The 25,250-nt window shown below is 61.8% G+C and carries 21 protein-coding genes and 1 other RNA gene; 11 read left to right on the top strand and 11 right to left on the bottom strand.

Features of this window, described 5'->3' with window-relative positions:
- Nucleotides 1-161 precede the first annotated feature (161 nt).
- Nucleotides 162-2,474, bottom strand: a complete 2,313-nt coding sequence (locus KY459_15870) for a GspE/PulE family protein (protein ID MBW3566186.1) — start codon at nt 2,472-2,474, stop codon at nt 162-164.
- A gap of 133 nt (nt 2,475-2,607) precedes the next feature.
- Between KY459_15870 and KY459_15865 the strand changes: the two genes are divergently transcribed.
- The 3 genes from KY459_15865 to KY459_15855 all read left to right on the top strand — a co-directional run bounded on the left by KY459_15865 (nt 2,608) and on the right by KY459_15855 (nt 6,940).
- Complete coding sequence (locus tag KY459_15865; protein MBW3566185.1) at nt 2,608-5,070, top strand: ATP-dependent DNA helicase; 2,463 nt, start codon at nt 2,608-2,610, stop codon at nt 5,068-5,070.
- The gene (locus KY459_15860) at nt 5,067-6,074 is read left to right on the top strand and encodes a tyrosine-protein phosphatase (protein ID MBW3566184.1); all 1,008 of its coding nucleotides are present in this window, start codon (nt 5,067-5,069) and stop codon (nt 6,072-6,074) included. The genes KY459_15865 and KY459_15860 overlap by 4 nt, the downstream gene beginning before the upstream one ends.
- A 128-nt stretch (nt 6,075-6,202) precedes the next feature.
- A complete protein-coding gene (locus tag KY459_15855; GenBank protein ID MBW3566183.1) occupies nt 6,203-6,940 on the top strand; it encodes a TonB family protein in 738 nt (245 codons plus the stop codon).
- Here the strand turns inward: KY459_15855 and KY459_15850 are convergent.
- The 5 genes from KY459_15850 to KY459_15830 form a co-directional block, all read right to left on the bottom strand.
- The gene (locus KY459_15850) at nt 6,906-7,469 is read right to left on the bottom strand and encodes a hypothetical protein (protein MBW3566182.1); all 564 of its coding nucleotides are present in this window, start codon (nt 7,467-7,469) and stop codon (nt 6,906-6,908) included. The two genes, KY459_15855 and KY459_15850, sit on opposite strands and share 35 nt — an antisense overlap.
- A complete protein-coding gene (locus tag KY459_15845) occupies nt 7,435-8,217 on the bottom strand; it encodes a TIGR00282 family metallophosphoesterase (protein MBW3566181.1) in 783 nt (260 codons plus the stop codon). Before KY459_15845 ends, KY459_15850 begins: the two co-directional genes overlap by 35 nt.
- Before the next feature lie 3 nt (nt 8,218-8,220).
- Nucleotides 8,221-9,786, bottom strand: a complete 1,566-nt coding sequence (rny, locus tag KY459_15840; protein ID MBW3566180.1) for a ribonuclease Y — start codon at nt 9,784-9,786, stop codon at nt 8,221-8,223.
- 58 nt (nt 9,787-9,844) lie between these two features.
- Nucleotides 9,845-10,031, bottom strand: a non-coding RNA gene (gene ssrS, locus KY459_15835) — 6S RNA.
- 6 nt (nt 10,032-10,037) lie between these two features.
- Entirely contained in the window at nt 10,038-10,346 is a 309-nt protein-coding gene (locus KY459_15830; protein MBW3566179.1) for a cell division protein ZapA, read from the bottom strand.
- Nucleotides 10,347-10,447: 101 nt separating this feature from the next.
- On the opposite strand from KY459_15830, the gene KY459_15825 reads away from it, so the two are divergent.
- Nucleotides 10,448-11,710, top strand: a complete 1,263-nt coding sequence (locus KY459_15825) for a matrixin family metalloprotease (GenBank protein MBW3566178.1) — start codon at nt 10,448-10,450, stop codon at nt 11,708-11,710.
- Between the two features lie 9 nt (nt 11,711-11,719).
- Here the strand turns inward: KY459_15825 and KY459_15820 are convergent, their stop codons facing one another.
- Nucleotides 11,720-12,109 carry a RidA family protein gene (locus tag KY459_15820; protein MBW3566177.1) on the bottom strand — a complete coding sequence of 130 codons (390 nt, stop codon included), beginning with the start codon at nt 12,107-12,109 and terminating at the stop codon, nt 11,720-11,722.
- Nucleotides 12,110-12,177: 68 nt separating this feature from the next.
- On the opposite strand from KY459_15820, the gene KY459_15815 reads away from it, so the two are divergent.
- The 5 genes from KY459_15815 (at nt 12,178) to groL (ending at nt 17,538) form a co-directional block, all read left to right on the top strand.
- The gene (locus KY459_15815) at nt 12,178-14,307 is read left to right on the top strand and encodes a tetratricopeptide repeat protein (protein ID MBW3566176.1); all 2,130 of its coding nucleotides are present in this window, start codon (nt 12,178-12,180) and stop codon (nt 14,305-14,307) included.
- On the top strand, nt 14,304-14,786 hold the full coding sequence (locus KY459_15810; GenBank protein MBW3566175.1) for an RDD family protein: 483 nt from the start codon (nt 14,304-14,306) through the stop codon (nt 14,784-14,786). The genes KY459_15815 and KY459_15810 overlap by 4 nt, the downstream gene beginning before the upstream one ends.
- Before the next feature lie 87 nt (nt 14,787-14,873).
- Nucleotides 14,874-15,332 (top strand): CBS domain-containing protein, encoded by a 459-nt coding sequence (locus KY459_15805; GenBank protein MBW3566174.1) that lies wholly within the window; start codon nt 14,874-14,876, stop codon nt 15,330-15,332.
- Nucleotides 15,333-15,554: 222 nt separating this feature from the next.
- A complete protein-coding gene (locus tag KY459_15800; GenBank protein MBW3566173.1) occupies nt 15,555-15,848 on the top strand; it encodes a co-chaperone GroES in 294 nt (97 codons plus the stop codon).
- A gap of 52 nt (nt 15,849-15,900) precedes the next feature.
- The gene (gene groL, locus KY459_15795) at nt 15,901-17,538 is read left to right on the top strand and encodes a chaperonin GroEL (GenBank protein ID MBW3566172.1); all 1,638 of its coding nucleotides are present in this window, start codon (nt 15,901-15,903) and stop codon (nt 17,536-17,538) included.
- Nucleotides 17,539-17,593: 55 nt separating this feature from the next.
- On the opposite strand, the gene KY459_15790 is transcribed toward groL, so the two are convergent.
- The gene (locus tag KY459_15790) at nt 17,594-18,298 is read right to left on the bottom strand and encodes a 16S rRNA (uracil(1498)-N(3))-methyltransferase (GenBank protein MBW3566171.1); all 705 of its coding nucleotides are present in this window, start codon (nt 18,296-18,298) and stop codon (nt 17,594-17,596) included.
- Between the two features lie 161 nt (nt 18,299-18,459).
- Here KY459_15790 and KY459_15785 point away from each other — a divergent pair, with 161 nt between their 5' ends.
- Both KY459_15785 and KY459_15780 read left to right on the top strand, forming a co-directional pair.
- Entirely contained in the window at nt 18,460-19,755 is a 1,296-nt protein-coding gene (locus tag KY459_15785; protein MBW3566170.1) for a citrate synthase, read from the top strand.
- A 78-nt stretch (nt 19,756-19,833) separates the two neighbouring features.
- The gene (locus KY459_15780) at nt 19,834-21,501 is read left to right on the top strand and encodes an EAL domain-containing protein (GenBank protein MBW3566169.1); all 1,668 of its coding nucleotides are present in this window, start codon (nt 19,834-19,836) and stop codon (nt 21,499-21,501) included.
- A 69-nt stretch (nt 21,502-21,570) separates the two neighbouring features.
- Here KY459_15780 and KY459_15775 read toward each other — a convergent pair whose 3' ends face one another.
- Genes KY459_15775 through KY459_15765 form a run of 3 tightly spaced genes read right to left on the bottom strand, consistent with a single transcriptional unit; the run spans nt 21,571 to nt 24,934 of the window.
- Nucleotides 21,571-22,890, bottom strand: a complete 1,320-nt coding sequence (locus KY459_15775; protein ID MBW3566168.1) for a 1-acyl-sn-glycerol-3-phosphate acyltransferase — start codon at nt 22,888-22,890, stop codon at nt 21,571-21,573.
- A gap of 8 nt (nt 22,891-22,898) precedes the next feature.
- A complete protein-coding gene (aroA, locus tag KY459_15770) occupies nt 22,899-24,173 on the bottom strand; it encodes a 3-phosphoshikimate 1-carboxyvinyltransferase (protein ID MBW3566167.1) in 1,275 nt (424 codons plus the stop codon).
- Nucleotides 24,170-24,934, bottom strand: coding sequence for an MBL fold metallo-hydrolase (locus tag KY459_15765; GenBank protein MBW3566166.1), 765 nt, complete (start codon nt 24,932-24,934; stop codon nt 24,170-24,172). The genes aroA and KY459_15765 overlap by 4 nt, the downstream gene beginning before the upstream one ends.
- Nucleotides 24,935-25,250: the final 316 nt, after the last annotated feature.

Below are 25,250 nucleotides of genomic sequence, written 5' to 3'. Positions count from 1 at the left end.
CCCCCCCCCCACCGCCACACACCCCCTCCACCCCTCCCACCACTACCCCCCCCCTTTCCCTCAACCGGGGGGGGCGTCTTAAAACTCACCAAAAACCTACAACCCGGATCAAAATTTTTTTTTTTTTCTTTTTTATTTACAACCAACCCCCCCGACCCCGTCTACTTGACCGCGATCGACCGGGCCATCTTGATGTCGGTGTGCCCCTGCAGCGCCTTTTCGAGCGCATCCTGAAGAAGTGTCCGCATCCCCTGCTCCATCGCGAGATGGCGCAGCTCGTCGATCGGCGCCTTCTTCTGGACGGCTCTCTTGAGCTCGTCCGAGCCGACGAGCAGCTCATGCACGCCCAGTCGTCCCTTGTATCCGGTATCCATGCAGACCGAGCATCCCTTCGGCCGGTAGAGAGTGAGATCCTTCGAGTACTTGAAGCCGGTGGTGTCGAACCAGTCCTTGCCGTACATCTCGACGATCGCAGCAAACTCGTCGGGGGTCGGGTTGTAGGCTTCTTTGCATTTCGAGCAGAGGGTACGGATGAGGCGCTGAGCGAGAATCGCAATCAGCGCATCCGCGAAGTTGAACGGATCGATGTCCATGTCGAGCAGGCGCGTGATCGTCTCGGGAGCGGAGTTGGTGTGAAGCGTCGAGAAGACGAGATGTCCGGTCAGCGACGCTTCGATTCCGATCGCAGCGGTCTCGTGGTCCCGCATCTCACCGACCATGATGACGTCGGGATCGGCACGGAGGAACGATCGCATCGCGGCCGCGAACGTGAATCCGATCTTCGCGTGGGTCTGCACCTGCCGCAGCCCCTTCTGCGTGATCTCGACCGGGTCTTCGGCGGTCCAGATCTTCCGGTCGACGGTATTGATGAATCCGAGGGCGCTGTGTAGCGTGGTCGTCTTACCCGATCCTGTCGGTCCGACGACCAGACAGATGCCGTATGGCTTCTGGATCGCCTCCTTGAACGGAGCGAGGTTGCGCGGCGCGAAACCCATATTGTCGAGCGAGAGCGGTTTCGACCCGGCGAGGATACGCATGACGACGTCTTCGTTCGAGTTCGACGTAGGGATGGTCGCGACACGAAGCTCGATGATCCCCTTCTTCGAGCGCATCCGGATTTTCCCGTCCTGAGGCTTGCGGCGCTCGGAGATGTCGAGACCCGACATGATCTTGAGCCGCTGCACGAGGGCGTTGCGGTGTACACCGGGGACTTCGAGGTAGTTCTGACAGGCGCCGTCGATCCGGAGACGGATGGTGCACGGGTTCTTCGAGCCATCCGGCTCGATGTGGATATCGGAGGCTCCTTTTCGATAGGCGTCCAGGATCAGCTGGTTGGCGAGGGCGACGATTCCGGAATCGGTCTCGTCGATCTCCTGGTCATCCGGGAGCTCTTCTTCCTGCTCGATCTCGACTTCCCCGTCACCGAGGGACTCGAGAATCTCTTCGATATCGATTCCATCGATCGTGTTCCGGTCCTCGATCTTGATTCCGTAGGACTTGCCGATGTAGTCGAGAATGTCGCTCTTGGTCCCGACCCAGAAGTCGTAGCGGGCCGCGAGTGACATCGAGCGGATCGCGTCGAGGCGGGTCAGATCGTGAGGATCATCGACCGCGATGATCAGCACGCCTCCCTGCCGGTCGACCGGGGCACAGGTGTACTTTTTCCAGATCTCCGACCCGACGCGCTCCATCAGGTCGGAAGCGATCTTCGATTCGCCGTCGTAATCGAAAAACTTCGTTCCGTAGAACTGGGCAAGCGAAGCACCGAGCTCGTCCTTGGAGACGCCGAAATCGTCGGTCAGGACCTTCCCTATGTCGGTGTTGTTGAGCCGGGCGCTGGTGGCGGCCTGTTCGATCTCCTTCTCCGAGATGATTCCCTTGTCGACGAGCGAGCCGAACTTGGACGGCTTGTTCGAGCGCTGGGCGCGATGCTGGTTGTAGAAGGCGATTCCGAGGATCCGAGCCAGCTCTTCGGCGATCTTCTGATCCTGCGGACTGAACGAACCGGTCGGCTCCTTGTTGATCACCTGCAGGACGCCCATCAGATACTTCTCGAACATGACCGGCACGGCGAGTACGGATCGGGTCCTGTAGCCGCTCTGCTGATCCCATCGTTGATCGAACTTGAGGTTCGGATGGAGGGCCGCAAGCTCCGAGGCGTCGTAGGCGTCCTTGATATTGATCGTCCGGCGGCTCAGAGCGGCGAACCCGGCGATCGAGCCGAAAGACTTCGCGACCCGGATCTCCTGCGGCATGTCTCCGATCTTCTCGACCGAATAAAGCTCCTGATTCTTCGTGTCGATCGCGTAGATGGTCATCCGTTCGGCCCCTGCCAGACTCCGGATCTTCTCCTTCAGATTCATCAGAATCTGGGTGATCGACTCCGCAGAATTGATCTGGTTTGTGATCTCGGTGAGCTTTTTACGGAACTCCAGCTCACGCTCCATCGCCCCGGGGGCAGCCTGTACGGTCATCCCTCTCCTCCGATTCGAACCGACTCGGTCTACAGAATACAGGTTCGACTCCGATGAAGCCAGAGCGTCAGGCTCTCGGATTCCGCTGTTCGCTCCTCCAGGCCCCCTTGCGCCTCAAGTTAAGATGATTGCGATGCGTGTCGACTGGGAGTCGCGGACGGTCCACTGCTCGGTCGGCGAGCTCGTGCGCGCCGCCGCAAAAGAACGTGCTTCGGGACTTCCCCGCTCCGCCGGGTTCCGCAGGATGTGGCTCGGCCAGGAGCTGCATCTCCAGCGCGCCGCGGAGAGGGCGATGGCCGATCCGCATTACCGCAGCGAGGTCTCCGTCGCCCGGGAGGTCGAGCATGCAGGCTGGACGATCCGCATCGCCGGCCGGATCGACGGCCTCTCGCATGACCCCGCGCGCGGCGTGACCGTCGTCGAAGAGGTCAAGAGTCTCCATTTCACACGCGAAATGCCGAACCTCGAGCGCTCCGGCCAGATGCAGGAGCACCTCTACCAGCTGATGCTCTATGCGCTCTTCCTCTCGTTCGACGAGGATCATGCGGGAACGACCTTCTATCCGCAGCTCGTTCTGACCGATCTCGCGAGCGACCGGATCCGGATCATTCCGGCGCCGTGGGACCCGGAGGAAGTCGGGCGCGCCTTCGAGCAGTCGCTGGAAGCGCTCACCGCGAAGCTCGAGTCCCAGCGGCTGATGTTCGCCGCCCGGCGCGAGCTCGCCGCCAATCTCCCCTTCCCGCACGAACGACCCCGGCGCCAACAGGGTGCAATGATCGACGCTGTGGCGCGTGCCATGGAGCAGGGAGAGGTGCTGATGGTCTCGGCCCCGACCGGTATCGGGAAAACGGCCGCCGCGCTCTACCCCGCTCTCCGGGATGCTCTGCAGCACGGGCGCAAGCTCTACTTCCTCACATCCAAAACGCTCCAGCAGGAAATGGCCGTCGAAGCGCTCGACAGGATGAACGACGGAACGTTTCGCGTGCTCCGGATCAGGGCGAAGAAGAAGATGTGCGCTCACGATCAGATGATCTGTCACGAGGACTACTGTCCGTTCGCGAGGCGGTACGGCGAGAAGATGGATCGGAGCGGCCTGCTCGAGCATCTCGTTTCCACTCACGCCTACCTCGACCCCGACACGATCTTCGAATCCGCCCGGGCGGTCGAGGTCTGCCCGTTCGAGGTGACCATGGAGATCATCGAGCACGCCGACGTCATCGTCTGCGACTACAACTACATCTTCGATCCCTGGCTGAGCCTCTCCTCGTTCCGCGAACGAACTGCGCTCGAGGACCCGATCCTGATCGTCGACGAAGCACACAATCTCGTCTCACGGGCGCGCGGCTACTTCTCGCCCGAGCTGTCCGATCGGATGTTGCGCGACGTCGCCTCGCATCTGGCGCTACGCCCGGGTGCCGGACTCGAAGGATGGGAGGAGCTCGTCGAAGATCTCTCCGGCGAGATCCGGCGGCTGGTCGAAGAGCTCGAGCTCCACCGGGAAGAGACTCCGAAGAGCCACGATCTGATCGCGCTCTGTGAGCCCGACGTCCGGCTCTTCCGGCGACAGCTCATCGACTGGGAGCGGCTCGTCCTTCAGTACATCGAGTGGAAGATCGCCAGCTCGATCGCCGACGAAGAGGATCCCGTCATGAACTTCTACTGGGAGCTCGTCCGGTTCACCGAGCTCCTCGAGGAAGACCCGGAGGTCTTCGCCCGCATCATCCAGCGGACCAGCGACACGACCTCCGTGCGGATATTCTGCAAGGATCCGTCGCGCCACCTCTCAGAGGTTCTCGAAACCTCGCATGCGACAGTGCTGATGTCGGCAACGCTCGAGCCGTTCGAGTTTCACGAGCGGACGATCGGTGTTCCGCGCCATCGGGCGGCCACGCTCGCGCTTCCTTCTCCCTTTCCGGCGGAGAACCGGAAGATCCTGGTCGTCCCATCGATCGACACCACATGGAAGCGGCGCTCCGAGTCGTACGATCGCGTGGCGACTCTCGTCACCGGGATCGCCGACGCCGCCGGGGGCAACACTCTCGCGCTCTTCCCGAGCTACGACTACCTGACGCGAGTCGCCGAACAGATTCCGCCGACGCGCGCGAACGTCGAGATTCAACGCTCCGACATGACCGAATGGGAACGCCGCACACTGCTCGACGTGATGCGCGACCGTTCGCGCACGACGCTCGTCCTGGCCGTTTCCGGCGGGATGTACGCCGAGGGAGTCGACTACCGTGGGGAGATGCTGAAGTGTGTGGTCGTGGTCGGCCCTTCACTTCCGACGGTGAGCTTCGAGCAGAAACTTCTCGAAGCCTACTACCAGGAACACTTCGAGGCGGGTTTCGAGTACGCGTTTCTGATCCCCGGGATGACGCGCGTCGTTCAGTCGGCCGGCCGCGTCATCCGGAGCGAGACCGACACCGGGGTGATCGTCCTGATGTGCCGCCGGTTCATGCGCCATCAGTACAACCGTCTCTTCCCGACGCACTGGTACGATTCCTCCCCCTCGGAGCTCGTCAGCCGCTCTCCCGAAGCCGACGTCGCCCGCTTCACCGAGCGGATCAACCAGCCTCAGATGAGACTCTTCTCTTGACCCGACGGAAGGTTCTGGTCGTCGTCGCCGGGCTCCTCGTTCTGGCGTTGACCGTTCTTTTCATCCGAGCCCGAATGCCGAGAGAGGTGGCGCCCGGAGTCTGGCGATCGGCCCAACCAGGGATGCGGACGATTCGAGTCCTCGTCGAGCACGAAGGGCTCCAGTCGATCATCAATCTGCGTGGCGACAATCCGAAGTCGGGCTGGTACCAGACCGAACAGCACGCGGTCGAAAGATTCGATCTCGACTACGCCGAGTATCGTTTCGAGACGTTCGAGCCTCCTCCTCGAACCGAAACCGTCGGATTCGTCGAAGACCTCATCTCGAAGCCCAAACCGGTTCTGATGCACTGCCGGAGCGGGTTCGATCGAAGCGGCTGGGCAGCGGCGAACGCTCGGATCCTCGCGGGTGAGCCGATCGACGAAGCGCTCGATGAGATGACACCCCTGCGCGGACACGTTTGTGATCCCTCGACCTGCCCTCTCCACGGCTTTTTCACGCAATACCAGCAACGGCTGAACGACCAGGGCCGGACACACTCCCCGGCGACCTTCGTCGACTGGGTCACTCACGAATACGCGCCGCGACGCTATGACGCGCGCATCTCGATCGCTAGCGTGCCGATGACTGCCGTCGCTCCTGCTGCGCCTCTCCATTTCCAGGTTGAGGTCTCGAATCGTTCCTCCCGGCAATGGATCGCCACCGATGATCGCTCCCGAGGCGTGCGCCTCGGAGCTCGCATCATCGGACCATGGACCGGGGAGCCACCCGCCAACGCCGAGAGTATGTTCCGCCGGCACCGCTCTCCTGCTCGCGACGTGTACCGGTCGGATAACCGGATTATCGACATCGGTGAGTCGGTCGTGTTCGACGTATCGCTCGTCGCTCCGTCCGAGCCTGGCGGCTACACGATCCAGTTCGACATGGTCGACGAGCACGTCGGATGGTTCAGCGAATGGGGATGGCCCGGAGCGATCGTCGACTTCACCGTCGCCCGGGAGTAACCGGAAGCAACAGCTCCTCTCACCTTTCCCTGACGGTTCCGCGTTCGGATCGCAACTCCTCGCGTGTCCAATGGAGTGACACTGGATCAGGCGCCAATCACGGCGCCGATCTTACGAGGAGGAAACCGATGTTCGAGACCACCGCAATTGAGTCACGAATCCAGAAGCGAAACAAAAGCCGGGGTTGGACGCTGGCTCTCGCGATCATGCTGCACGTGATCGCGATCAGTGTCATCGTCATCGCAACGGTGTGGACGATGAAGCTGCCCGCCTCGCCGCCGGATCAGCCCCTGCTCTACATCGCGGAGCTCGACATCCCGCTTCCTCTGCCCCCTCCGGCGGGACCACCGGATCCTCCGGCCGAACCGATCTCGCGAAACGACGAACAGCAGACCGCGACCGAGCCGATCGTCGAGGTCGAAGTCCCAGTCGAGACGCCGCACGAGATTCCCGTGATCCTACCCTCCGAGGTCGTCGAGACTCCGGGTGATGGTGGAGACTCCGAGACGGGGAAGCCCGGCAACGATGGCACGCGGGGTGGCGGCGACGAGTTCGGCGTCGACTACGACCAGGTATTTCAACCCGGCGTCTTCGGAGTATCGCGAGCGGCGATTCTCTCGAGCGTCGACCCGGTCTACCCTCGCACCGCGATCATGTCCAGGATGGAAGGCTACGTGATCGTGCAGGGGATTGTCGGACGCGACGGCAGGCCACGAGACATCGAGGTCGTCCGTTCATCCCACGTCATCTTTCGCGAGCCGGCACTGAACGCGATCGGGCAATACCGGTTCAAGCCGGGAGAAATCAACGGGAGGGCGGTCGACACACGATTCACTCTGACCGTGAACTTTCAACTGACCCGCTGATTCCAGCGTGATCGAAGCCGGCCTCGATCCAGAGGTAGCGAAGGGTATTCGGATCGAGGACCCGGCTTCGGTACGCGCGCGACACGAAGAGCAGGATCCGGCGGATCATCGAGTGCGGGACGAATCGACGCTCCAGCTCCCGCCTGTGCGAAGACGAATCCTTCCATCCGGAAATGATCACCGGGTTGCGCGCGCGTCGCGGTGCACCGCACGACCTCGGCCGGCTCATGACGATCTCTTCGGAAGGAGGAAGCGCGAGCGTTCGGCCTCGATACTCCCTCCGGACCGTCATGACGATCGGTCCGTCGCCGGCTCGGGTGAGATCCCGGAGCTCGCTGCATAGCCCGGGATCGAGCCGCGAGTCGCCGGGCAGCTCCACCGTCCAGGCTTCCCTGTCCGGCTCTCCGTCGGGAGCGGTCACGACGAACCGACTCTCGAGCTCTCGAAGATCCGTTCCACCGGAAGAAACGACGTGAATCCGAGGCTGGTCGGGATCAGTCGGCGAGGCGCTGATCGATTCTTCGGACATCGCTCGCGCGTCCGCTCGACTCGTCGACGTCGACGAGCACTCCGCACATCCGGACGTCGCGTTTCGCGACTTCCATCCTGCTCGGAGTATTCATCAGAAACCGATGGAGGATCTCGTCGGGTCTGAATCCGATGATGCCGTCATACGGCCCGGTCATCCCGATGTCGGTCTGGAATGCGGTCCCTTCGGGAAGGATGCGCTCGTCGGCGGTCGGCACGTGCGTGTGGGTTCCGAACACCGCGGAGACCCGCCCGTCGAGATGACGCCCCATCGCCTGCTTTTCCGATGTCGCTTCGCAGTGGATGTCGACGAGAATGACTTTCGTTTCGATCTCGTCGAGGATTGTGTCGATCTCGTGGAACGGGTTGGTGCAGGGAGGCATGAACACCTGTCCCATCAGCTGAATGACGGCGACTTCGGTCCCCGCGGCTGTGGTTCGCGTCGCCCATCCTCTGCCGGGGACTCCGGCCGGATAATTCGCCGGACGGATGATGTTGTCGAGATCGTCGAGCACTTCCACGAAATCCTTCTTGTCCCAGACGTGATTGCCGGTGGTAAAGAGATCGATCGGAAGCTCGGAAAGCTCCTCCAGGATGGGAACGGTGATCCCGAAACCGCCGGCGGAGTTTTCGATGTTGACGATGGTGAGGTCCACCCGGTCGCGATCGATGACACCCGGGAGGAGCTCATGCAGCGCCACTCTTCCGGGCTTCCCGACGACGTCTCCGATGTAGAGGATCCGAACCATTGATTACTTCGCGTAGTCGATCGCGCGGGTCTCCCGGATCACGGTCACCTTGATCTGGCCGGGATACTGGAGCTCCGACTCGATGCGGCGCGCGACGTCTTTCGAGAGCCAGGTCGTCTGGTCGTCGGTCAGCTTCTCGGAGTTCACGATGATCCGCAGCTCGCGTCCCGCCTGAATCGCGAAGGCTTTCTGCACTCCCTCCATCTGGTCGGCAATCGCCTCCAGACGCTCGAGGCGGTGAACGTAGTTTTCGAGAATCTCCCGGCGTGCTCCCGGACGGGCTGCGGAAAGAGCGTCGGCGGCATTGACCAGCACTGCTTCGACCGTCTCCGGATCGTAGTCGCCGTGGTGGCACTCCATGGCATGGATGACTTCGCGTCGCTCGCCGAACTTCTCGAGCACCTGGCGTCCGAGCTCCAGGTGGGTACCTTCCATCTCGCGATCGATCGCCTTGCCGATGTCGTGAAGGAGGCCGCCCCGTTTCGCAATCTCCGTGCTCGCCCCGAGCTCGGTGGCCATGATTGCGGCGAGCTGGGCGACCTCGAGTGAGTGGACCAGGACGTTCTGGCCGTACGAAGTTCTGAAGCGAAGCCTGCCGAGAAGTTTGAGGACCTCCGGATTGATGTCGGTGATCCCGAGCGAAAAAGCTGCCGCCTCCCCTTCCTCGAAGAGCTTCTCCTCGAGCTCGAGGCGAACCTTCTCGACGATCTCCTCGATCCGTGCCGGGTGGATCCTGCCGTCCTGCATCAGACGTTCGAGCGAGATCTTCGCGACTTCGCGCCGGATCGGATCGAATCCGCTGAGAATGACTGCCTCGGGGGTGTCGTCTACGATCAGATCGACGCCGGTTGCGAGCTCGAGAGCCCGGATGTTGCGCCCTTCCTTGCCGATGATCCGGCCCTTCATGTCTTCCGAGGGGAGATCGACCACCGACACCGTATTTTCGGAGACGTAATCGGAGGCCATCCTCTGAATTGCCTGGCCGATGATCTTCTGAGCCTTGACGTGGCCGAGCTCGGAAGCTTCCGTCTCGATCCGCTTGATGATGTTGGCCGCCTCGATTCTGGCCTCGCTCTCGATACCGCGGATGAGCTCACGCTTGGCTTCATCGACGGTGAGTCCGGAGATCTGCTCGAGTTTCCGGTGCTGCTCGGCGATCGCGTTCTCGAGCTCCTGCCGCTTCTTCGCAGCTTCGGCTTCCCGGGCATCGAGCTGGTTCTGCCGCTGTTCGAGCTCCGATTCGCGCTGTTCGCTCTGGCGAAGCTTGCGGTCGAGATTCTCCTCCTTCTGCTGGAGGCGGCGCTCCTCGGCCTTGAGCTCGTCCCGGGTGCCGCGGCTTTCCTTTTCGAACTCCGCGCGGGACTGGAGGAGTTGTTCGCGAGCCTCGACGGTCGCCTCTTTGACTCGGGCGTCGGCCCGTTTCTCGGCGTCATCGATGATGCGGCGTGCGTCACTGCGAGCTTCCTCGAGCAGGACTTCCATACGTCGTCTGTTGACGAGCTGCCAGAGGAACCCGAGTACGACTGCGCCTACGACTGCAATTGCGATCGCAATGGCGATTGAATTCACTGTTGCACCCCCACGGGAGGAGGATGCCTGGATGGATCCGGATCGATTTAAGGCCGGAAGTTACCCCGCCTGAGCCGTGTGAGGCCGACTAATTGAACCTGCGTAAAACAGGTGGGAATCCTGCTGCGGATCACATGGCTCCCCTCTCGCTACACGAGGGTTTGCACCGGCCAGCAGACTCGGATACCCGTTCATCGGGAGTTGGTTCAAATAGATATTTCTCATCACGAACCCCGCAGGGAACTCCGACTTCAAACTCGCTTGTCGCTCGATGACTCCAGCTCGCCATCGAGCTGAATCATCATCTTTTCCGTACGTTCCATCCAATGCTCCATGGCCGCTTCCTGCTCGTCCCGCTTCCGTGAATATTCGTCCGCGATATTGAGCGCTGCCAGAATCGCGAGTTTCTTCACGTCGACGGTCGAAAGCCGGGAAGCGATCTCGTGCATCCGGTCATCGACGAGCTTTCCAAGCCTCGCCAGATATTCCGGATCACCCTCCCCGCGAACATTGTATGTTTCTCCGTAAATCTCTATTTTTACCGTCTTCTGTGTGGACATAAGCCACTCGAAGATCGGAGTATATCAGACAACCGGGAAGCCCCCCGGAGGCTTCCTTCGGGGGAATTTGGCCCGGGGACTGCACTCTTAATAACACTAAGATGAGATCTTCTCGATCCTCCGGGCTGCTCGTACTGACCGCTTTCGCTCTGACCCTGCCCGCCACCGCCGCAACCCGTCTCACCTACGAGATCAATGGCAAGAACCGGCCCATCTCATGGGCTCAGCCGTCGGTGCCCTGGTCGCCCGCGACAAACCTGACGGCCGATACCGGCGTTCTGCGACGATCGTTCGACGCCTGGAGCTCGATCGATTCCGGGCTTCGATTCCGTGAAGCCACGCCATCATCCGCCGCACCCGGTCGGGACGGCGTCAACCTCGTCACCCTCGCCGACGATCTCCGGGCCACCAGCGGCTTTCTCGCGTTCACCACCGCGTGGTTCGACGACGACGGCCGAGTCGAAGAGGCCGACATCCAGATCGATCGCGAAGCGGCAGGTCTCGGACTCGAGCAGCTTCTCGTTCACGAGATCGGTCACTTCTCCGGGCTCGATCACTCCGGCGTGATCGGTTCCGCGATGTTTCCCTTCGTCGCGACCGACCGGCCGCTCAAGCTCGACACCGACGACGTCATCGCAATCCGGTCGATCTATCCCTCCACCTCCGCAAAGACTGCCGACGGTGTCATACGAGGAACCGTGCGCAGCTCGTCCGGGCCAGTCTGGGGAGCACATGTCGTCGCAACCGATGCGCGAGGCCATACCGTTGCCACGACCCTGTCCGGCCAGGACGGCGCCTACTCGATCGGGCCTCTGGCAAGCGGCTCGTACCGATTGTTCGCCGAGCCGATGGACGGACCGGTGAGCCGGAGCAACTTTTCCGGAGTCTGGCAGCGCGCCGGAACGGACGAATTCACGACCCGGTTCGAAGTGACCGAAGTCCGTGTCGGACCCGGACAGACCAGCGACGTACCGATCGTCGTCGCCGCCGTGTCTCCGGCTCTCAATCCGCGATGGATCGGTACGTTCGAAACCGGAGCCGGACAGCTCGCTCTCAATTCGATGGCCGCTACCGTGAAGCCAGGTGCCGAGATCAACCTGGCGGTCGGGGGCGACGGATTCGAGAGCAACACGACGACCTTCGAGGTCGCGTCACCCGATCTCGAACGCATTTCCGGGTTCACCTGGGGATCGAGCTGGGTGGCGGCAACCTTTCGCGTCGCCCCCAACGCCGAGCCGGCGTCGCTCAGCGTCACGGTGATCAATGGAGCCGAACGAGCGTCGCTGACCGGATCGATCCGAATCGACGGCGAGCCTTCGGACGATCCCCCGCCTACCCGACGCCGGGCCACGAGCCGAGGCTGAGCGGCGGGATCAGCTCCTCCGGTCCCCCACCACCGCCAGCAGATCCACCTCGACGGGCGATCCCTTTGGAAGCTGTGCCACACCCACGGTCGATCTCGACGGCTTGTGGTGGCCGAAGTACTCCTCGAAAACTCGATTCAAAACTTCGAAATCGGCGAGGTCGGTGAGATAAACCGTGGCCCGGATCACGTCGCTGAAATCAGCACCAGCGGAACGAAGCACAGCAGCGAGATTCTCGAACACGCGTCTCGCCTTATCTTCGAACGAGCCTTCCACCATCTGGTTGGTCGTCGGATCTATCGGAATCTGACCCGAGGTCGCGAGGATCATCCCTCTGCTCACTGCCTGAGAATACGGTCCGATGGCCTTCGGAGCCTCATCGGTGTGGTGATATTGCATCTGCTTCTCCTGACTAGGTGTTGGCCCTCCGCCGCGTCCGGCTATAATCTCGCAACGGTTGACGGAGAATGACAGCAATCAAATATCCAGGCAATCCCTCTCTCCCGCAGGAAGTGAAGCAACGCGTCCTGGCTACATTCGACCAGTCGCTTCGGCTCTACGAAGAAGCCCAGCTGGACGACGTCGTGTCGGGTTGCGATCTGCTCCTCGAAATGGACGACCAGTTCGAGCCGGCGCGGCGGCTGCGCGCGAAAGCGAAGGATCCCACCAGCGCCGTCGACATCTCCGACCTGGCGCAGTACCGCGACGCGCGTCTCGCGGAGTCCCGGGCAGCAGCCGTTCCGGATTTCGGCGCGGCGGATTCTTCGCCCCGTCTCCTCGAGGCTGTCGAGGCGATGAACCGCGGCGACCTCGACACGACGATCGAGATCTGCAACGAGATTCTGGCGAGCGAGCCCGGAAACGAGGAAGCCGCGGCTCTCGGTCAGAAAGCGTACGAGCGCCAGGAAGCGGCCCCTTTCGTTCGCCAGTTCATGGCAGATGCCGGCCAGGCTCTCGATCGCGGCGACAGGGCCGCTGCGGAGACCGCCCTCGGAAAAGCAAAGAGCCTCGATCCGCTCCATCCCGAAATCGCCGCGATGGAAGACCGGCTGTCCGGCTCGCCGCCGGAATCCGCCGGAGCCCCGCCAACGGGGGAATCCGCCTCATTCGACTTCGGCTCCCCGTCCGCCAGCCCGTTCGGCGGTGCTTTCGGCGGCGACTCCGGCTCCTCGGCTTTCGAGACCTTCTCCAACGATTCCCCCGACCCATCACCGGCTGAGCCCGGCTCCCCTGACGAAAAAACCGAGAGTCCCGTGGCCGATCTCGGTTTCACTCTCGAGAACGAGCCCGAAGCAGTGGAACCGGAGGTAGGGGAAGCAAGGACATTTGACTTCAGCGGTGCGGGAGTCGACGTCTCCGGTGATGATCAGACGAAGATCGCTGCTTACCTCTCCGAGGGTGACGCCGCATTCGAAGCAGGCAACTGGACGCAGGCAATCGACATCTGGTCTCGCATCTTTCTCATCGACGTCACCAACGACGAAGCGAGCTCGAGAATCGAAAAAGCTCGGGAAAGGAAGAAAGAGGAAGAAGCCCGAACCGATGAGATCCTCAACGCGGGCATCGCCGCCTTCGACCGCGGTGATTACGTCACGGCGCGCCAGTCGTTCGAGGAAGTTCTCGCCGAAGAACCCGACAGCTTCAAGGCTCAGGAGTATCTCGACAAGCTCGACGCACACGCTGCGACCTCGGGTGCTGCCGCGATTCCTCCGCCGCCGGCTGCTTCAGGCGACATGTACGAGGGACCCGATCTGTCCGACGAGGATTCTCTGGAACCCTCGGCCGGCCCACGCCGTCCTGGAGTTCCTCCCGTCGCCCCGGCGAAACCGGAAAAAAGCTCGAAAGGTCTTCTGATCGTCGCCGCGCTCGTCGCCGTCGTCGCGGTCGGCGGGTGGTTCGCCTGGTCGATGATCTCGGGCGGGGAGGCTACCGAATCGGAGGTGTCCTCGACGATCACGCAGGGCAAGCTGAACCGCGCCGAAATGCTCGCCGGTCAGGGAAGCTTCGACGATGCAATCGAACTTCTGTCATCGATTCAGCCCGGCGATCCCTTCCGTGACCAGGCGATCGAAAAGATCGCCGAATACCGCGCGCAGGCAGCGTCGATGATCGACGGGCGCCCCGCGGCGGAAGTCCGGGAGGAGCTCCTCGTCGAAGCCCGTGAAGCATTCGCGGCGGAAGACTTCATCGGCGCCAAGCGAGCTTTCGAGGAGGCCGCGCAGATCGCACCGCTCGATGCGAGCGATTCCGCCACGTATCAGCAGGTCTCAGCCGAGGTGTCCGGTCTCGAGCAGGCGCTGCTTCTCTTCAACCAAGGCAATTACCGGGAGACTCTCCGAGCCGTCTCCGCCTTCCTGGCACGTGAGCCCGACAACCCCAATGCCCAGAGGCTCGCAGCCTCGGCGAACTACAATCTCGGAGTCAACGCGCTCAAGGACGAAAATACCTCCGGTGCGATCGAGTACTTCACCGAGGCCGTCAGACTGGACCCCGACGACATCGAAGCGCAACGGGCGCTCGAGCTCGCCCGGAGATACGACGGCGCTTCGAAGGATCTCCTCTACAGAATCTTCGTCAAATATCTGACGGCTCGATGACCCCGGCGAAGCGATTCGATGAAATCGAGCTGATCGGTACCGGGCGGTCTCCAACTGCATCGGTACCCGACGAGAAGGGAACACCACCCCCCGACTCCCACGCTCCCCTGTGGCGCCGAGCTCTCGCACTCGGTCTCGACCTCTCGTTGCTCGGGGCACTGGTTCTCACGCTCGGGCCACTCCTTCCCACGGGAATCGATCTCAGGGCTGCCCTGGCGATCGCCGGCTTCATCGCAGTCTTCTCGCTGTGCTATTTCACCTGTGGCTGGATGGTCTGGGGGAGGACGCTCGGGGGGGCGGTTGCAAATGTGAGAGTCGTCACCGACGACCACCTCGGGGTCACTTTCCGACGGTCGTTTCTCCGGTGGACCGGGCTCGTGATCTCGCTTGCAACCGCGGGCCTCGGCTTTGTTCCGGCGCTTTTCCCAGGGCATCGCTCGCTCGCCGACAGGATTTCTCACACGCACGTCGCGCAGTGAATCGCGGCACGACTGTTGCTCCTAATAATAGTCGAGCGAGCGCATCGGACGCTCGCCCCTGACCCCGAAACTACAGAGGAGGAAATCATGGCTACTGCCACGCAGACTGACACGAAAACCAGAGAACATGTACGCGACGCGATGACCAGGAACCCGGCAACGGCGACCCGAAGCGACTCGCTTCATCGTGCCGCATCGTTGATGGTCGAGCACGACTGCGGCGCAATTCCCGTGGTCGAGTCCGGCAAGGTCGTCGGGATGATCACGGACCGCGACATCGTCACAAGGACCATTGCCGAGAAGCGGGATCCATCGAGCCGCACCGTCGGCGACATCATGTCGCAGAACGTCGCGGTGGTTCGCGACGACGAGAGTCTCTCGAAAGCTTTCAGCATGATGAGCCAGAAGAAGGTACGCCGGCTGCCGGTGGTCGATTCGAGTGACAAGCTCGTCGGTATGCTCGCCCAGGCCGATCTGGCGCTCGATTCCGACAAGGATCGGGAGCTCGCCGATACGGTCGAGAGAATCAGCGAACCCGGACGCTGACCCGCACACGGTCGACCCACACAAGCCCCCATCCGGCGGATTCGTCCGCCGGATGGCTATTTTAGTGCCTGTCGCTCAGATTCGGCCGTTTCATCAGGAATGAACCCTGCGCGCTCGGCTGTTAGCGCTCTGTGACCATGAGTGCTAAAAACAGGCTCGACCCGGACGATCCGTCCCCCGGTCAAATTCATCAAAATAAAAGAGTTGAAAGGAGTTGGAACCATGGGTGTCAACGTTCGCCCGCTTCACGACAGGATTCTCGTCAAGCGGATTGACCCGAGTGAGTCGGTACGGGGAGGAATCATCATTCCCGATACCGCGAAGGAAAAGCCCCAGGAGGCGGAAGTCATCGCCGTGGGCGAAGGTAAATTCGGCGACGACGGCAAGCGGATCAAGCTCGACGTCAAGAAAGGCGACAAGGTACTGATCGGCAAGTATTCCGGCACCGACATCAAACTGGAGGCCGAGGAGTACACCATCCTTCGCGAGGACGAGGTCCTCGCGGTCGTCGGCTGATCTGATCAGAAACGAGATTCGAATCACTTAACAGACGGAGGAGTTCAGAACCATGGCAAAAATGATTACCTACGGTGAGGAAGCCCGGCATTCGATCCTGAAGGGCGTCAACAAGCTCGCCGACGCAGTCAAAGTCACACTCGGTCCGAAGGGCCGCAACGTCGTGATCGAGAAGAAGTTCGGATCACCAACCATCACAAAAGACGGCGTCACCGTCGCCAAGGAGATCGAGCTGAAAGACGAGCTCGAGAACATGGGTGCTCAGATGGTCCGCGAAGTCGCGTCCAAGACCTCCGACACCGCCGGTGACGGAACGACGACCGCAACAGTTCTCGCCCAGGCGATCTATCGCGAGGGAATCAAGAACGTCACGGCCGGTGCGAACCCGATGGAAATCAAGAAGGGTATCGAAGCGGCAGTCAAAGCAGCCGTCAAGAAAATCGACGAGATCTCGAAGCCGGTCGAAGGGAAGGACATCGCCCATATCGGAACGATCTCGGCGAACAACGACGAAGAGATCGGCTCGATCATCGCCGAGGCGATGGACAAGGTCGGCAAAGACGGCGTGATCACCGTCGAGGAAGCGAAGGGCCTCGAGACGACACTCGAAGTCGTCGAGGGGATGCAGTTCGACCGCGGCTATCTCTCTCCCTACTTCGTCACCGATCCGGAGCGGATGGAAGCGGTGCTCGAGAACCCGATGATCCTGCTGTTCGAGAAGAAAATCTCCTCGATGAAGGACCTCCTGCCGATTCTCGAACAGGTCGCCAAGCAGGGTAAGCCGCTGGTGATCATCGCCGAGGATGTCGAGGGGGAGGCTCTCGCCACGCTCGTCGTCAACAAGCTTCGCGGAACGCTCAACGTCGCCGCCGTCAAAGCTCCGGGATTCGGCGACCGGCGGAAAGCCATGCTCGAGGACATTGCCATCCTTTCCGGTGGCCGGCTCATCTCGGAGGATCTCGGAATCAAACTCGAGAACGTCCAGTGGAGCGACCTCGGAGAGGCGAAGCGGATCTCCATCGACAAGGATACGACCACCCTCGTCACCGACACCGACTCCAAGGAGCGGAAGGAAGCTCTTGCTGGTCGCGTGAAGCAGATTCGCACCCAGATCGACGACACGACATCCGACTATGATCGCGAGAAGCTTCAGGAACGGCTCGCGAAGCTCGTCGGTGGCGTCGCCGTCATCAAGGTGGGCGCTGCAACCGAGACCGAGATGAAGGAGAAGAAAGCGCGGGTCGAGGACGCAATGCATGCGACCAAGGCAGCCGTCGAAGAGGGGATCGTCCCCGGCGGCGGAGTCGCGCTGCTGCTCGCCATGGAGGCCGTCGACAAGCTCGACGCCGAAGGCGACATCCGCGTAGGCATCGAGATCATCCGACGGGCGCTCGAAGAGCCGGCCCGGCAGATCGTCGCGAACGCCGGATTCGAAGGTTCGGTCGTCATTCGTGACGTCAAGGCGAAGGGCGGCAACTTCGGTTTCAACGCACAGACCGAGGAAATCGTCGATATGCTCAAAGCCGGCATCATCGATCCGGCAAAGGTCACCAAGCAGGCGCTGCAGAACGCATCGTCGATCGCCGGCCTGATGCTGACCACCGAGGCGCTCGTCTCCGAGATCAAGGAAGAAGGCCAGTCCGATCAGGCGGCAGCAGCCGGAATGGGCGGTATGGGCGGTATGTACTGATCCCCGGCATCGTAGATCTGGAAAAGGCGCGGCTTCGGCCGCGCCTTTTTTCGTTTCAGAAGTCGCCGTATCGAATCTGAGCCCAGGCGACCGCCGCGATCGCCGCGGTCTCTGCCCTGAGCCGCCGCGGACCGAGCGGCACCGTCGCGATCCCCTTCTCACGGGCAAGCTTCAGTTCCCTCTCCGACCAACCCCCCTCCGGACCGATCAGAAGCGTGATTTCTCCGGTTCCCTCCGGAGCAGGCTCGCCCGACGGGGTCTCGTCGAAGATCAAAAGAGTGCCGCCGGCCTGGATGACCTCGTCGAACGCCATCGGCTCGGCGATGACCGGGATCCTGCTTCTTCCCGACTGCTTCACCGCCTCTCGAACGATCCGCTCCCATCGCTCCCGCCGGTTGCGAATCCGGTCCGGCCTGATCTCCACCCGATCTCCGAGGAGCGGCTGGACGACCGCGACTCCAAGCTCGGTTGCCTTGCGGAGCACCAGTTCGAAAAGGTCGGGCTTGATGAGCGCCATCGCGAGTGTGATCGAAAGCGGCGATTCTCTCGAAACGACGGCGCGATCCACCCGTGCGAGAACTTCTCGTGGCGAGATGGTCTCGATCACGGCCTCCGCGGTCCTTCCGTCGCGGTCGATCACCTCGATCCGCTCGCCCATCCGCAGCCGGCTGACCCGACCCGCGTGGTGCGCCTCCTCCCCTTCGATCCTGGCAATTGCCCCCAGCTCGATCGGGCTGATCGAGAAGAATCGGTTCAGCATCTCCGTTGAAGCTTATTGCATCTTCATGACGACCCCGGGCGCACGCCCTGGGGAGGCCGCTTTCCTGGCCGCCCGGCATCCGCCGGGTGGTTGCGTTATGATCGCCGTTCCGCCCGTCGTCTGCTCGTTTGGCGCGGGACAGGATTTTTCAGGAGGCAAACTTGCCCAAGGACACTCTTTCGATCACCGACAACAGAACCGGCAAGCAGTACGAGGTTCCGATCACGGACGACACGATCAGGGCCCTCGACCTCCGGAAAATCAAGGTCACCGAGAACGAGTTCGGGATGATGACGTACGACCCGGCATACATGAATACCGCGGCCTGCCGCAGCGCGATCACATTCATCGATGGTGATGAAGGAATCCTCGAGTATCGCGGCTACCCCATCGAGCAACTCGCCGAGCACAGCACTCATCTCGAAACCTCGTTTCTCCTCCTGTATGGAAGGCTTCCCACTCAGGCGGAGCTCGACGACTGGACCTGGAACATCACGCATCACACGATCATCCACGAGAACATCAAGAAGTTCATCGACGGATTTCGCTATGACGCTCATCCGATGGGAATGCTCATCTCGACCGTCGCCGCCCTGAGCACGTTCTATCCGGAAGCCAAACAGATCGACGACGTGGCTATCCGCGACGTACAGATTCATCGTCTGATCGCGAAGATGCCGACGCTGGCCGCCTTCACCTATCGTCACATTATCGGCATGCCGTACACCTACCCCGACAACGACCTGTCGTACACCGGCAACTTTCTCAGCATGATGTACCGGATGACGGAGATGCGATATCGACCGGAGCCGGCACTCGAGCGCGCCCTGGACGTCCTGTTCATTCTGCACGCGGATCACGAGCAGAACTGTTCGACGGCCGTCATGCGGTCGATCGGCAGCTCGCGAGTCGATCCGTACTCCGCCGTCGCGGGAGCTGCGGCAGCTCTCTACGGACCGCTTCACGGCGGAGCGAACGAAGCCGTGATCCAGATGCTCACCGAGATCGGATCGAAGAAGCAAGTCCCCGAATTCATCGAACGCGTCAAGAACGGCGATGGCCGTCTGATGGGATTCGGCCATCGGGTCTATAAGAACTACGACCCCAGGGCCAGAATCATCAAGCAGACGGCCTATGAGGTTTTCGAGGTCACCGGCAAAAATCCGCTTCTGGAAATCGCCCTCGAGTTGGAAAAGATCGCTCTCGAGGACGAATACTTCGTCCAGCGGAAGCTCTACCCGAACGTCGACTTCTACTCCGGGTTGATTTACCAGGCGATGGGCTTTCCACTGGCGATGTTCCCGGTCCTCTTTGCGATCCCCCGAGTTGCGGGCTGGCTCGCCCAATGGCAGGAAATGCTGGGGGATCCCGACCAGAAGATCGCGCGGCCCCGCCAGATCTATACCGGCAAGCGCGGCCGGGAATATGTCGGGATGGCCGCCCGCGGAAATTCGTGAGCCTGACCTATCGTCCGATAGGGTCGCCCACTAACTAACTCCACTTGCTGGACGTGGTGTCCCCAGCTAAATATGTAGGTGGAACGACCAACGGCCGTGGAAATCGACTGCATAGGACTGCTCAACCGGACCGGAGTCGGCACTTTCAGAGTGGCGACGGACGGAACAATTCTCGACTGCAACGAGGCATGTGCATCAATGCTGGGATGGGAGTCCCGCAGCGAGCTGCTGGCCGAGGGTCGATTCCCCTATCTCAACGAGTCAGACCGGCTGATGATCATGTCGGCCATTGAAACGCTCGAGACCGTTCATGGGCTCGAGGTCAGCATGCGGCGCAAGGATGGTACGTTCGCATGGGTCTGCCAGAGCGTCACTCGGATTCAAGGAGACGAAGGGCCGGTGATGGCCGGCACGATGATGGACATCACCGAGCAGCGGATCGCCGCCGAGCGATTCGAATATCAGGCTCAGCATGATCCGATGTCCGGCCTGTCCGGTCGAACACTTTTCATGGACCAGGCTCGCGCTTCGCTGGCTCGTACCAGACGCCGCCACGGCTCGGCCGCGATGGTCTTCATCGACATCGACGACCTGCTCTCGATCAACGAACAGTACGGCCGCGCTGCCGGTGACGCCGTCATCACCGAGACGGCAACCCGGATTCAGGAAATCGTTCGCGACGAGGATCTCGTCGGACGTTTCGGAAGCGACGAATTTCTCGTCCTTCTGGCCGACACCGAAGACGAAGGCATCGCTCTTTCCGTCGGACAGCGGATCATCGACTCGCTCACTCTTCCCATCCTCGTCAACGGCTTGGAGCTGTCTGTCACTGCGAGCGCCGGAATCTCCTTCTTCCCCTCCGACTCGACCGACTGCGACATACTCGTCGAGCGCGCCGGTACGGCAATGTATCGCGCAAAGGAAACCGGATCGAGCAAGATCCGCATGTTCGAGGAAGCGAGAAACGAGCGCGCATTCGAACGGGCCTTTCTGCTCAACGCGCTTCACAAGGCGCTTGACGCGGGCGAATTCTCCGTACGCTACCAGCCCCAGATCGACATCCGAACCGGCTCGATCAGAAGCCTCGAGGTCAAGATCCTCTGGAATCACGAGATCTTCGGACTCGTCGGCTCCGATACGTTTCTTCCGCTCGCCGACAAGCTCGACCTCAGCGCCCGGATCAGTGAATGGGCATTGACCCAGGCCGGTGAGCAGCTCAGTCACTGGATTGCGCAGGGACTGACGCTCCCCCGCGTCGCAATCAATCTCTCGAGCCGTCAGATGGACGATGTCGAGATTCCGATCCGCCTGGCCGCGACGCTCGAGGAGCGCGGTCTCGAGTCCTCGATGTTCCAGGTCGAGATCGCAGAGCGTACCCTCTGCGCACGGGCCAGCGCGATGATGATGACCTCCGCATTCAGCGAGCTCGGATTCCGCGTCGCCATCGACGACTTCGGAACGGGCGGATGCTCGATGCGGGATCTGAAACACCTCGAGGTCGATTCTCTGAAGATCGATCGTTCGTTCATCGACAATATCTCGGAATCGAGCGAGGATGCGGCGATCGTCGACGGCCTGATCACGACGGGCCGTGGACTCGGTTTCAACGTCGCTGCTACCGGAGTTCGAAACAGGAATCAGATGATGTTGCTGCGCAATCTCGAGTGCACTCTGATGCAGGGTGATTATCTCGGGAAGCCGGTTCCGGCTATCGAGTTGGGTGAGCTCCTGCGTATGCAGCATTGACCGAACCGGGGTTCCGCTTCCACGGAGGGCGACAGGCCGTGGACGCGGGCCCCGGCTTCGGTCATTTTTTTATCCCTGCCAGACTTCCCTTCCGAGATCTCCCCGAAGCTGCTCGAATCTTGCGGCCAGCTCGTTGCGCTCCTCCAGCAGCTGCTTCCTCAGATCGCCGCTTCGCCGAAGGATCAGATAACGTCGTACGGCCCGCGACTCTCGTCCCAGCCATCCGGCCCCGGCGACGGCCGCGAGCGCGATACCCCCGAGCGCCAGAGCCCAGGAGAAACCACCGAGGGGCAACTCATACCGGTTCGCCAGCCAGGCGGCCGCGAGCGCGATCCAGACCGGATAGAGAATCACTCCCGCCAGGATCTTGACCGTTGCCCCCGATATTCTGCTCGCGAATCGCGCGAGAGCCGAGGTGAGGAACCAGGGAGGGAAAAAGATGATTCTGGCCACGCCGACGACGAGCGCGCAGATCGCGATCGGAATAGCGTGCACTGCCAGCCAGCGGATCGCCAGCCCCGCTTCAGTCCTCCGTTCCAGCGAGGCCGGCTCGAGATCCAGAGCCGCCATGTTGCGATCGAACGTGGCAAGCCGCTCCAGGAGCGTCTCCGCCCCGGGGTCCTCCGAATCCCTCAGCCTTCGGAGAATCCGCGCGGCAAAGGACGTCCGTTCCACCTTTTCCCCCGGCCTTCTTCTTCTGTCGAAAACCGAGGCATGGATCCGCTCCGCCATCTCGACCAGAGGGAGATCCGCCCACGACTCGAGATTGATCGTGAGTCTCACGAGACGTCCGGAGACCTCTTCGGTGAGATCCCGTACCCACCGGACTTCATCCGATTCCGACGGGGCAGGTCCATAGTCGATCGCTTCACCGACGAGCGCCAGCGCCCTGCTTCTGAAAGCGCTCTTGTCGGCGTAGGTCAGACCCACCGGAATCAGCGCGGGCCTAACCCCTTCTCTGAGGCATCTCAGAATCATCCGAGCGGCGCCCGTTCTCAGAGGTGCCAGCGATGGCTCGTCGTGACTGATCCCCTCCGGAAAGATCGCGACCGCCGAACCCCGGGCGAGGGTCCTGGCAACCGCATCGAACGCTTCGAGGTTCGCCTCGGGGGCCTGGTGCCCACGCTCCTGTCGCCGATGAACCGGGATCACGGCGAGAGCGCGTAGGAGCCCGCCGAGTAGCGGATTCCTGAACAGTGTCGCCTTGGCGATGAACGACACCCATCGTCGGGACACGGTGAGCACCAGCGCGGGATCGGCGGCCATGTTCGGATGATTGACGACGATGAGAACCGGCCCCTCGGGGGGTATCTCACTCCCTCCCTCCTGGAACCGGTAGAAGATCCTGACCGCGGACGAGACGAGCCAGCCGAGCAATCGAAGAAACATCGGCGTCCTCAGCGAGAAGATTCGACGAGACCGTCGAGCGCCTTCCAGAAGCCGGGATACGACTTCCCGACGACGCCGGGATCGCCGATTGTCACCCCTCCTCGGGCGAGACCCGCCACCGCGAAAGCCATTGCGATCCGGTGATCCCCTGAAGGGTCGACGGTCGCTTCTTCATCGCCCCACCCCGGCTCGATCACGATGGAATCCTCCCCCGCTCTGGCTCGTGCACCCAGCGCGGTCAACTCGCGCTCGAGCACGACAAGCCGATCCGATTCCTTGATCCTCAGATTGCCGACATTGCGGATTCTCACCGAACCGCTTGCAAACGGGGCGATCGCAGCCACCGTCGGAGCAACGTCCGGCATCGAGTTAAGATCGAGATCGCCGCCGGTGAAGCTCCCCTCCCCGTTGACCCTCACGGCACCGTCATCCATCCACTCCACTTCCACCCCCATCGTCTCGAGCACCTCGAGCAATCGCCGGTCGCCCTGGAGCGACGACGCCGACAGGCCCTCCACCACCACTTCCCCCCGGGTCGCGACGGCCGCCGCGAACCAGTAGGAAGCGGCGGAAAAGTCTCCCTCGACCTCATAGCGGCCCGGATTCGCGTTCGCCGGTCCCACCTTCCACGACCCTCCGGTTTCGACGACCGAAAAGCCGAAGGCCGAGATGATGCCGGCCGTCAGCTCGATGTAGGGTGTAGAAACCGAATCCGAGGCGACGACGGTGAGTCCACCCGGAAGGTGGACGCCCCCCATCATCAGCGCCGAGACGAACTGGCTCGAGAGCGACCCGTCGACCGCGACCTTCATTCCGCCACGCATCTTTCGTCCGCGAATCGCCACCGGTGGATAGCCCTCCTGCTCGAGATACTCGATCTCGGCACCGAGTGCGACCAAGGCCTCGACGAGGTGACCGATCGGCCTTTCGTGCATCCTCTGCTCGCCCTGCAAAACGAACCTGCCAGGAATGAAGGGGAGTGTTCCGCTGAGAAATCGCATCGCGGTTCCCGCATTTCCCACGAACAGCTCCAGATCATCGGCATACATCGTGATCCGGTCGCCGATGGTCACCTCGCTTCGGAGTGACCCGGAGACATCGAATCCGATCTTCCGGATCGCCTCGAGGAGGTATCTGGAATCGTCGCAGTCGAGCGGGCTCCCGATCGTCGTCGGGCCACTGGTGGCGAGCGCGAGAATCAACGCACGGTTCGTGAGCGATTTCGAAGAGGGGACACGCACCCGTCCCTTCAGACTTTCAACACGGGGAATCGCCCTCGTCACGCGATCTCCAGAACGAGTCCGTCGTATGCCAGTCGCAGCGTCTCGGGAAGAGTCGACTCCACCACGCCATGATCGACGTCGTGACTGAGATGCATGAGCCACGTCTGCTTCGCGCCGATCTCCAGCGCTACGTCGATTGCCTGAGGAATCGTGAAGTGCGTCGGATGCGGTGGGCCAGGTCGCAATCCGTCAAGGGCGAGAACCTCGAGTCCCTCGAGCAGCGCGCGCGAGGCTTCGGGAATGCCGTCGGTGTCGGTGATGTAGGCAAAATCCCCGATCCGGTATCCGAATATCTCCCACCGTCCGTGAGTCACCGGAATCGGTGTCACGCTGATTCCTTCATGGTCGAACGCAGCTTCGACGACTCTCAGGTCGATTTGGGGCTTCCCCCCTCCGGGCTGCGTGTCCGCCCAGATGTACGAGAACGCGCGGCGAATCCCCGCAGCCGTCCAGTGGTTCGCGAATGCGACGATCGGCTTGCGGTGAAAGAAATTGAATGGGCGTACATCGTCGAGCCCCATGATGTGATCCGCGTGAGCGTGGGTGAAAAGGATGCAGTCGATCCAGTCGACCGGGAAGCGGAGAAGCTGAGTGCGGAGATCGGGAGTCGTGTCGATCAGGATGACCTTGCCATCGAGCTCCACCAGGGCGCTCTGCCGGAGCCGGACGTTGCGGGAATCGGTCGATCTGCAGACGGAACACGAACAGCCCACCACGGGAACCCCGGTTGACGTACCACTACCCAGAAAAGTGACTCGCATCAATCGTTGATAAGCCTACCGTATCCTGAACTGCGGGTTGCCAGTTGCCGGTTGCCGGTAGCCGGTTACGAGGATCCGAAGCAGCTGGACTCGTCATCCTGAGCCCGGCGGAGCACGGGCGAAGGATCTGGGCGGGGGATCGTGAATCACCGCTGCAGGCGCTCTTGGCCTGGTCTCACGAGCCTGCCGCCAGAGACGATGAGTAGGCCGGTCCCCTCGAACGATGTCACGATTTGATCGTGCATCCCACGTTAGACGGGCTCGAAGCCCAGAAGAGGAGACCAGCCGTGAACCATATTGCCATTGATATCCATGA

Source organism: Acidobacteriota bacterium (assembly GCA_019347945.1).
Lineage (GTDB): Bacteria > Acidobacteriota > Thermoanaerobaculia > Gp7-AA8 > JAHWKK01 > JAHWKK01.
Note: the sequence above shows the minus strand (reverse complement) of the source record. Positions and strands in the feature narration are given on the sequence as shown.

Excerpts from the sequence above, each read along its gene's own strand:
- KY459_15775 (MBW3566168.1), bottom strand. The coding sequence starts at position 22,890 with ATGTTTCTTCGATTGCTCGGCTGGCTCGTCTCGTCCGCGGTCAGGATC.
- groL (MBW3566172.1), top strand. The coding sequence starts at position 15,901 with ATGGCAAAAATGATTACCTACGGTGAGGAAGCCCGGCATTCGATCCTG.
- KY459_15800 (MBW3566173.1), top strand. The coding sequence starts at position 15,555 with ATGGGTGTCAACGTTCGCCCGCTTCACGACAGGATTCTCGTCAAGCGG.
- KY459_15855 (MBW3566183.1), top strand. The coding sequence starts at position 6,203 with ATGTTCGAGACCACCGCAATTGAGTCACGAATCCAGAAGCGAAACAAA.
- KY459_15805 (MBW3566174.1), top strand. The coding sequence starts at position 14,874 with ATGGCTACTGCCACGCAGACTGACACGAAAACCAGAGAACATGTACGC.
- KY459_15830 (MBW3566179.1), bottom strand. The coding sequence starts at position 10,346 with ATGTCCACACAGAAGACGGTAAAAATAGAGATTTACGGAGAAACATAC.
- KY459_15765 (MBW3566166.1), bottom strand. The coding sequence starts at position 24,934 with ATGCGAGTCACTTTTCTGGGTAGTGGTACGTCAACCGGGGTTCCCGTG.
- KY459_15790 (MBW3566171.1), bottom strand. The coding sequence starts at position 18,298 with ATGCTGAACCGATTCTTCTCGATCAGCCCGATCGAGCTGGGGGCAATT.
- KY459_15820 (MBW3566177.1), bottom strand. The coding sequence starts at position 12,109 with ATGCAATATCACCACACCGATGAGGCTCCGAAGGCCATCGGACCGTAT.
- KY459_15815 (MBW3566176.1), top strand. The coding sequence starts at position 12,178 with ATGACAGCAATCAAATATCCAGGCAATCCCTCTCTCCCGCAGGAAGTG.
- KY459_15870 (MBW3566186.1), bottom strand. The coding sequence starts at position 2,474 with ATGACCGTACAGGCTGCCCCCGGGGCGATGGAGCGTGAGCTGGAGTTC.
- KY459_15850 (MBW3566182.1), bottom strand. The coding sequence starts at position 7,469 with ATGTCCGAAGAATCGATCAGCGCCTCGCCGACTGATCCCGACCAGCCT.
- KY459_15825 (MBW3566178.1), top strand. The coding sequence starts at position 10,448 with ATGAGATCTTCTCGATCCTCCGGGCTGCTCGTACTGACCGCTTTCGCT.
- KY459_15810 (MBW3566175.1), top strand. The coding sequence starts at position 14,304 with ATGACCCCGGCGAAGCGATTCGATGAAATCGAGCTGATCGGTACCGGG.
- KY459_15865 (MBW3566185.1), top strand. The coding sequence starts at position 2,608 with ATGCGTGTCGACTGGGAGTCGCGGACGGTCCACTGCTCGGTCGGCGAG.
- KY459_15845 (MBW3566181.1), bottom strand. The coding sequence starts at position 8,217 with ATGGTTCGGATCCTCTACATCGGAGACGTCGTCGGGAAGCCCGGAAGA.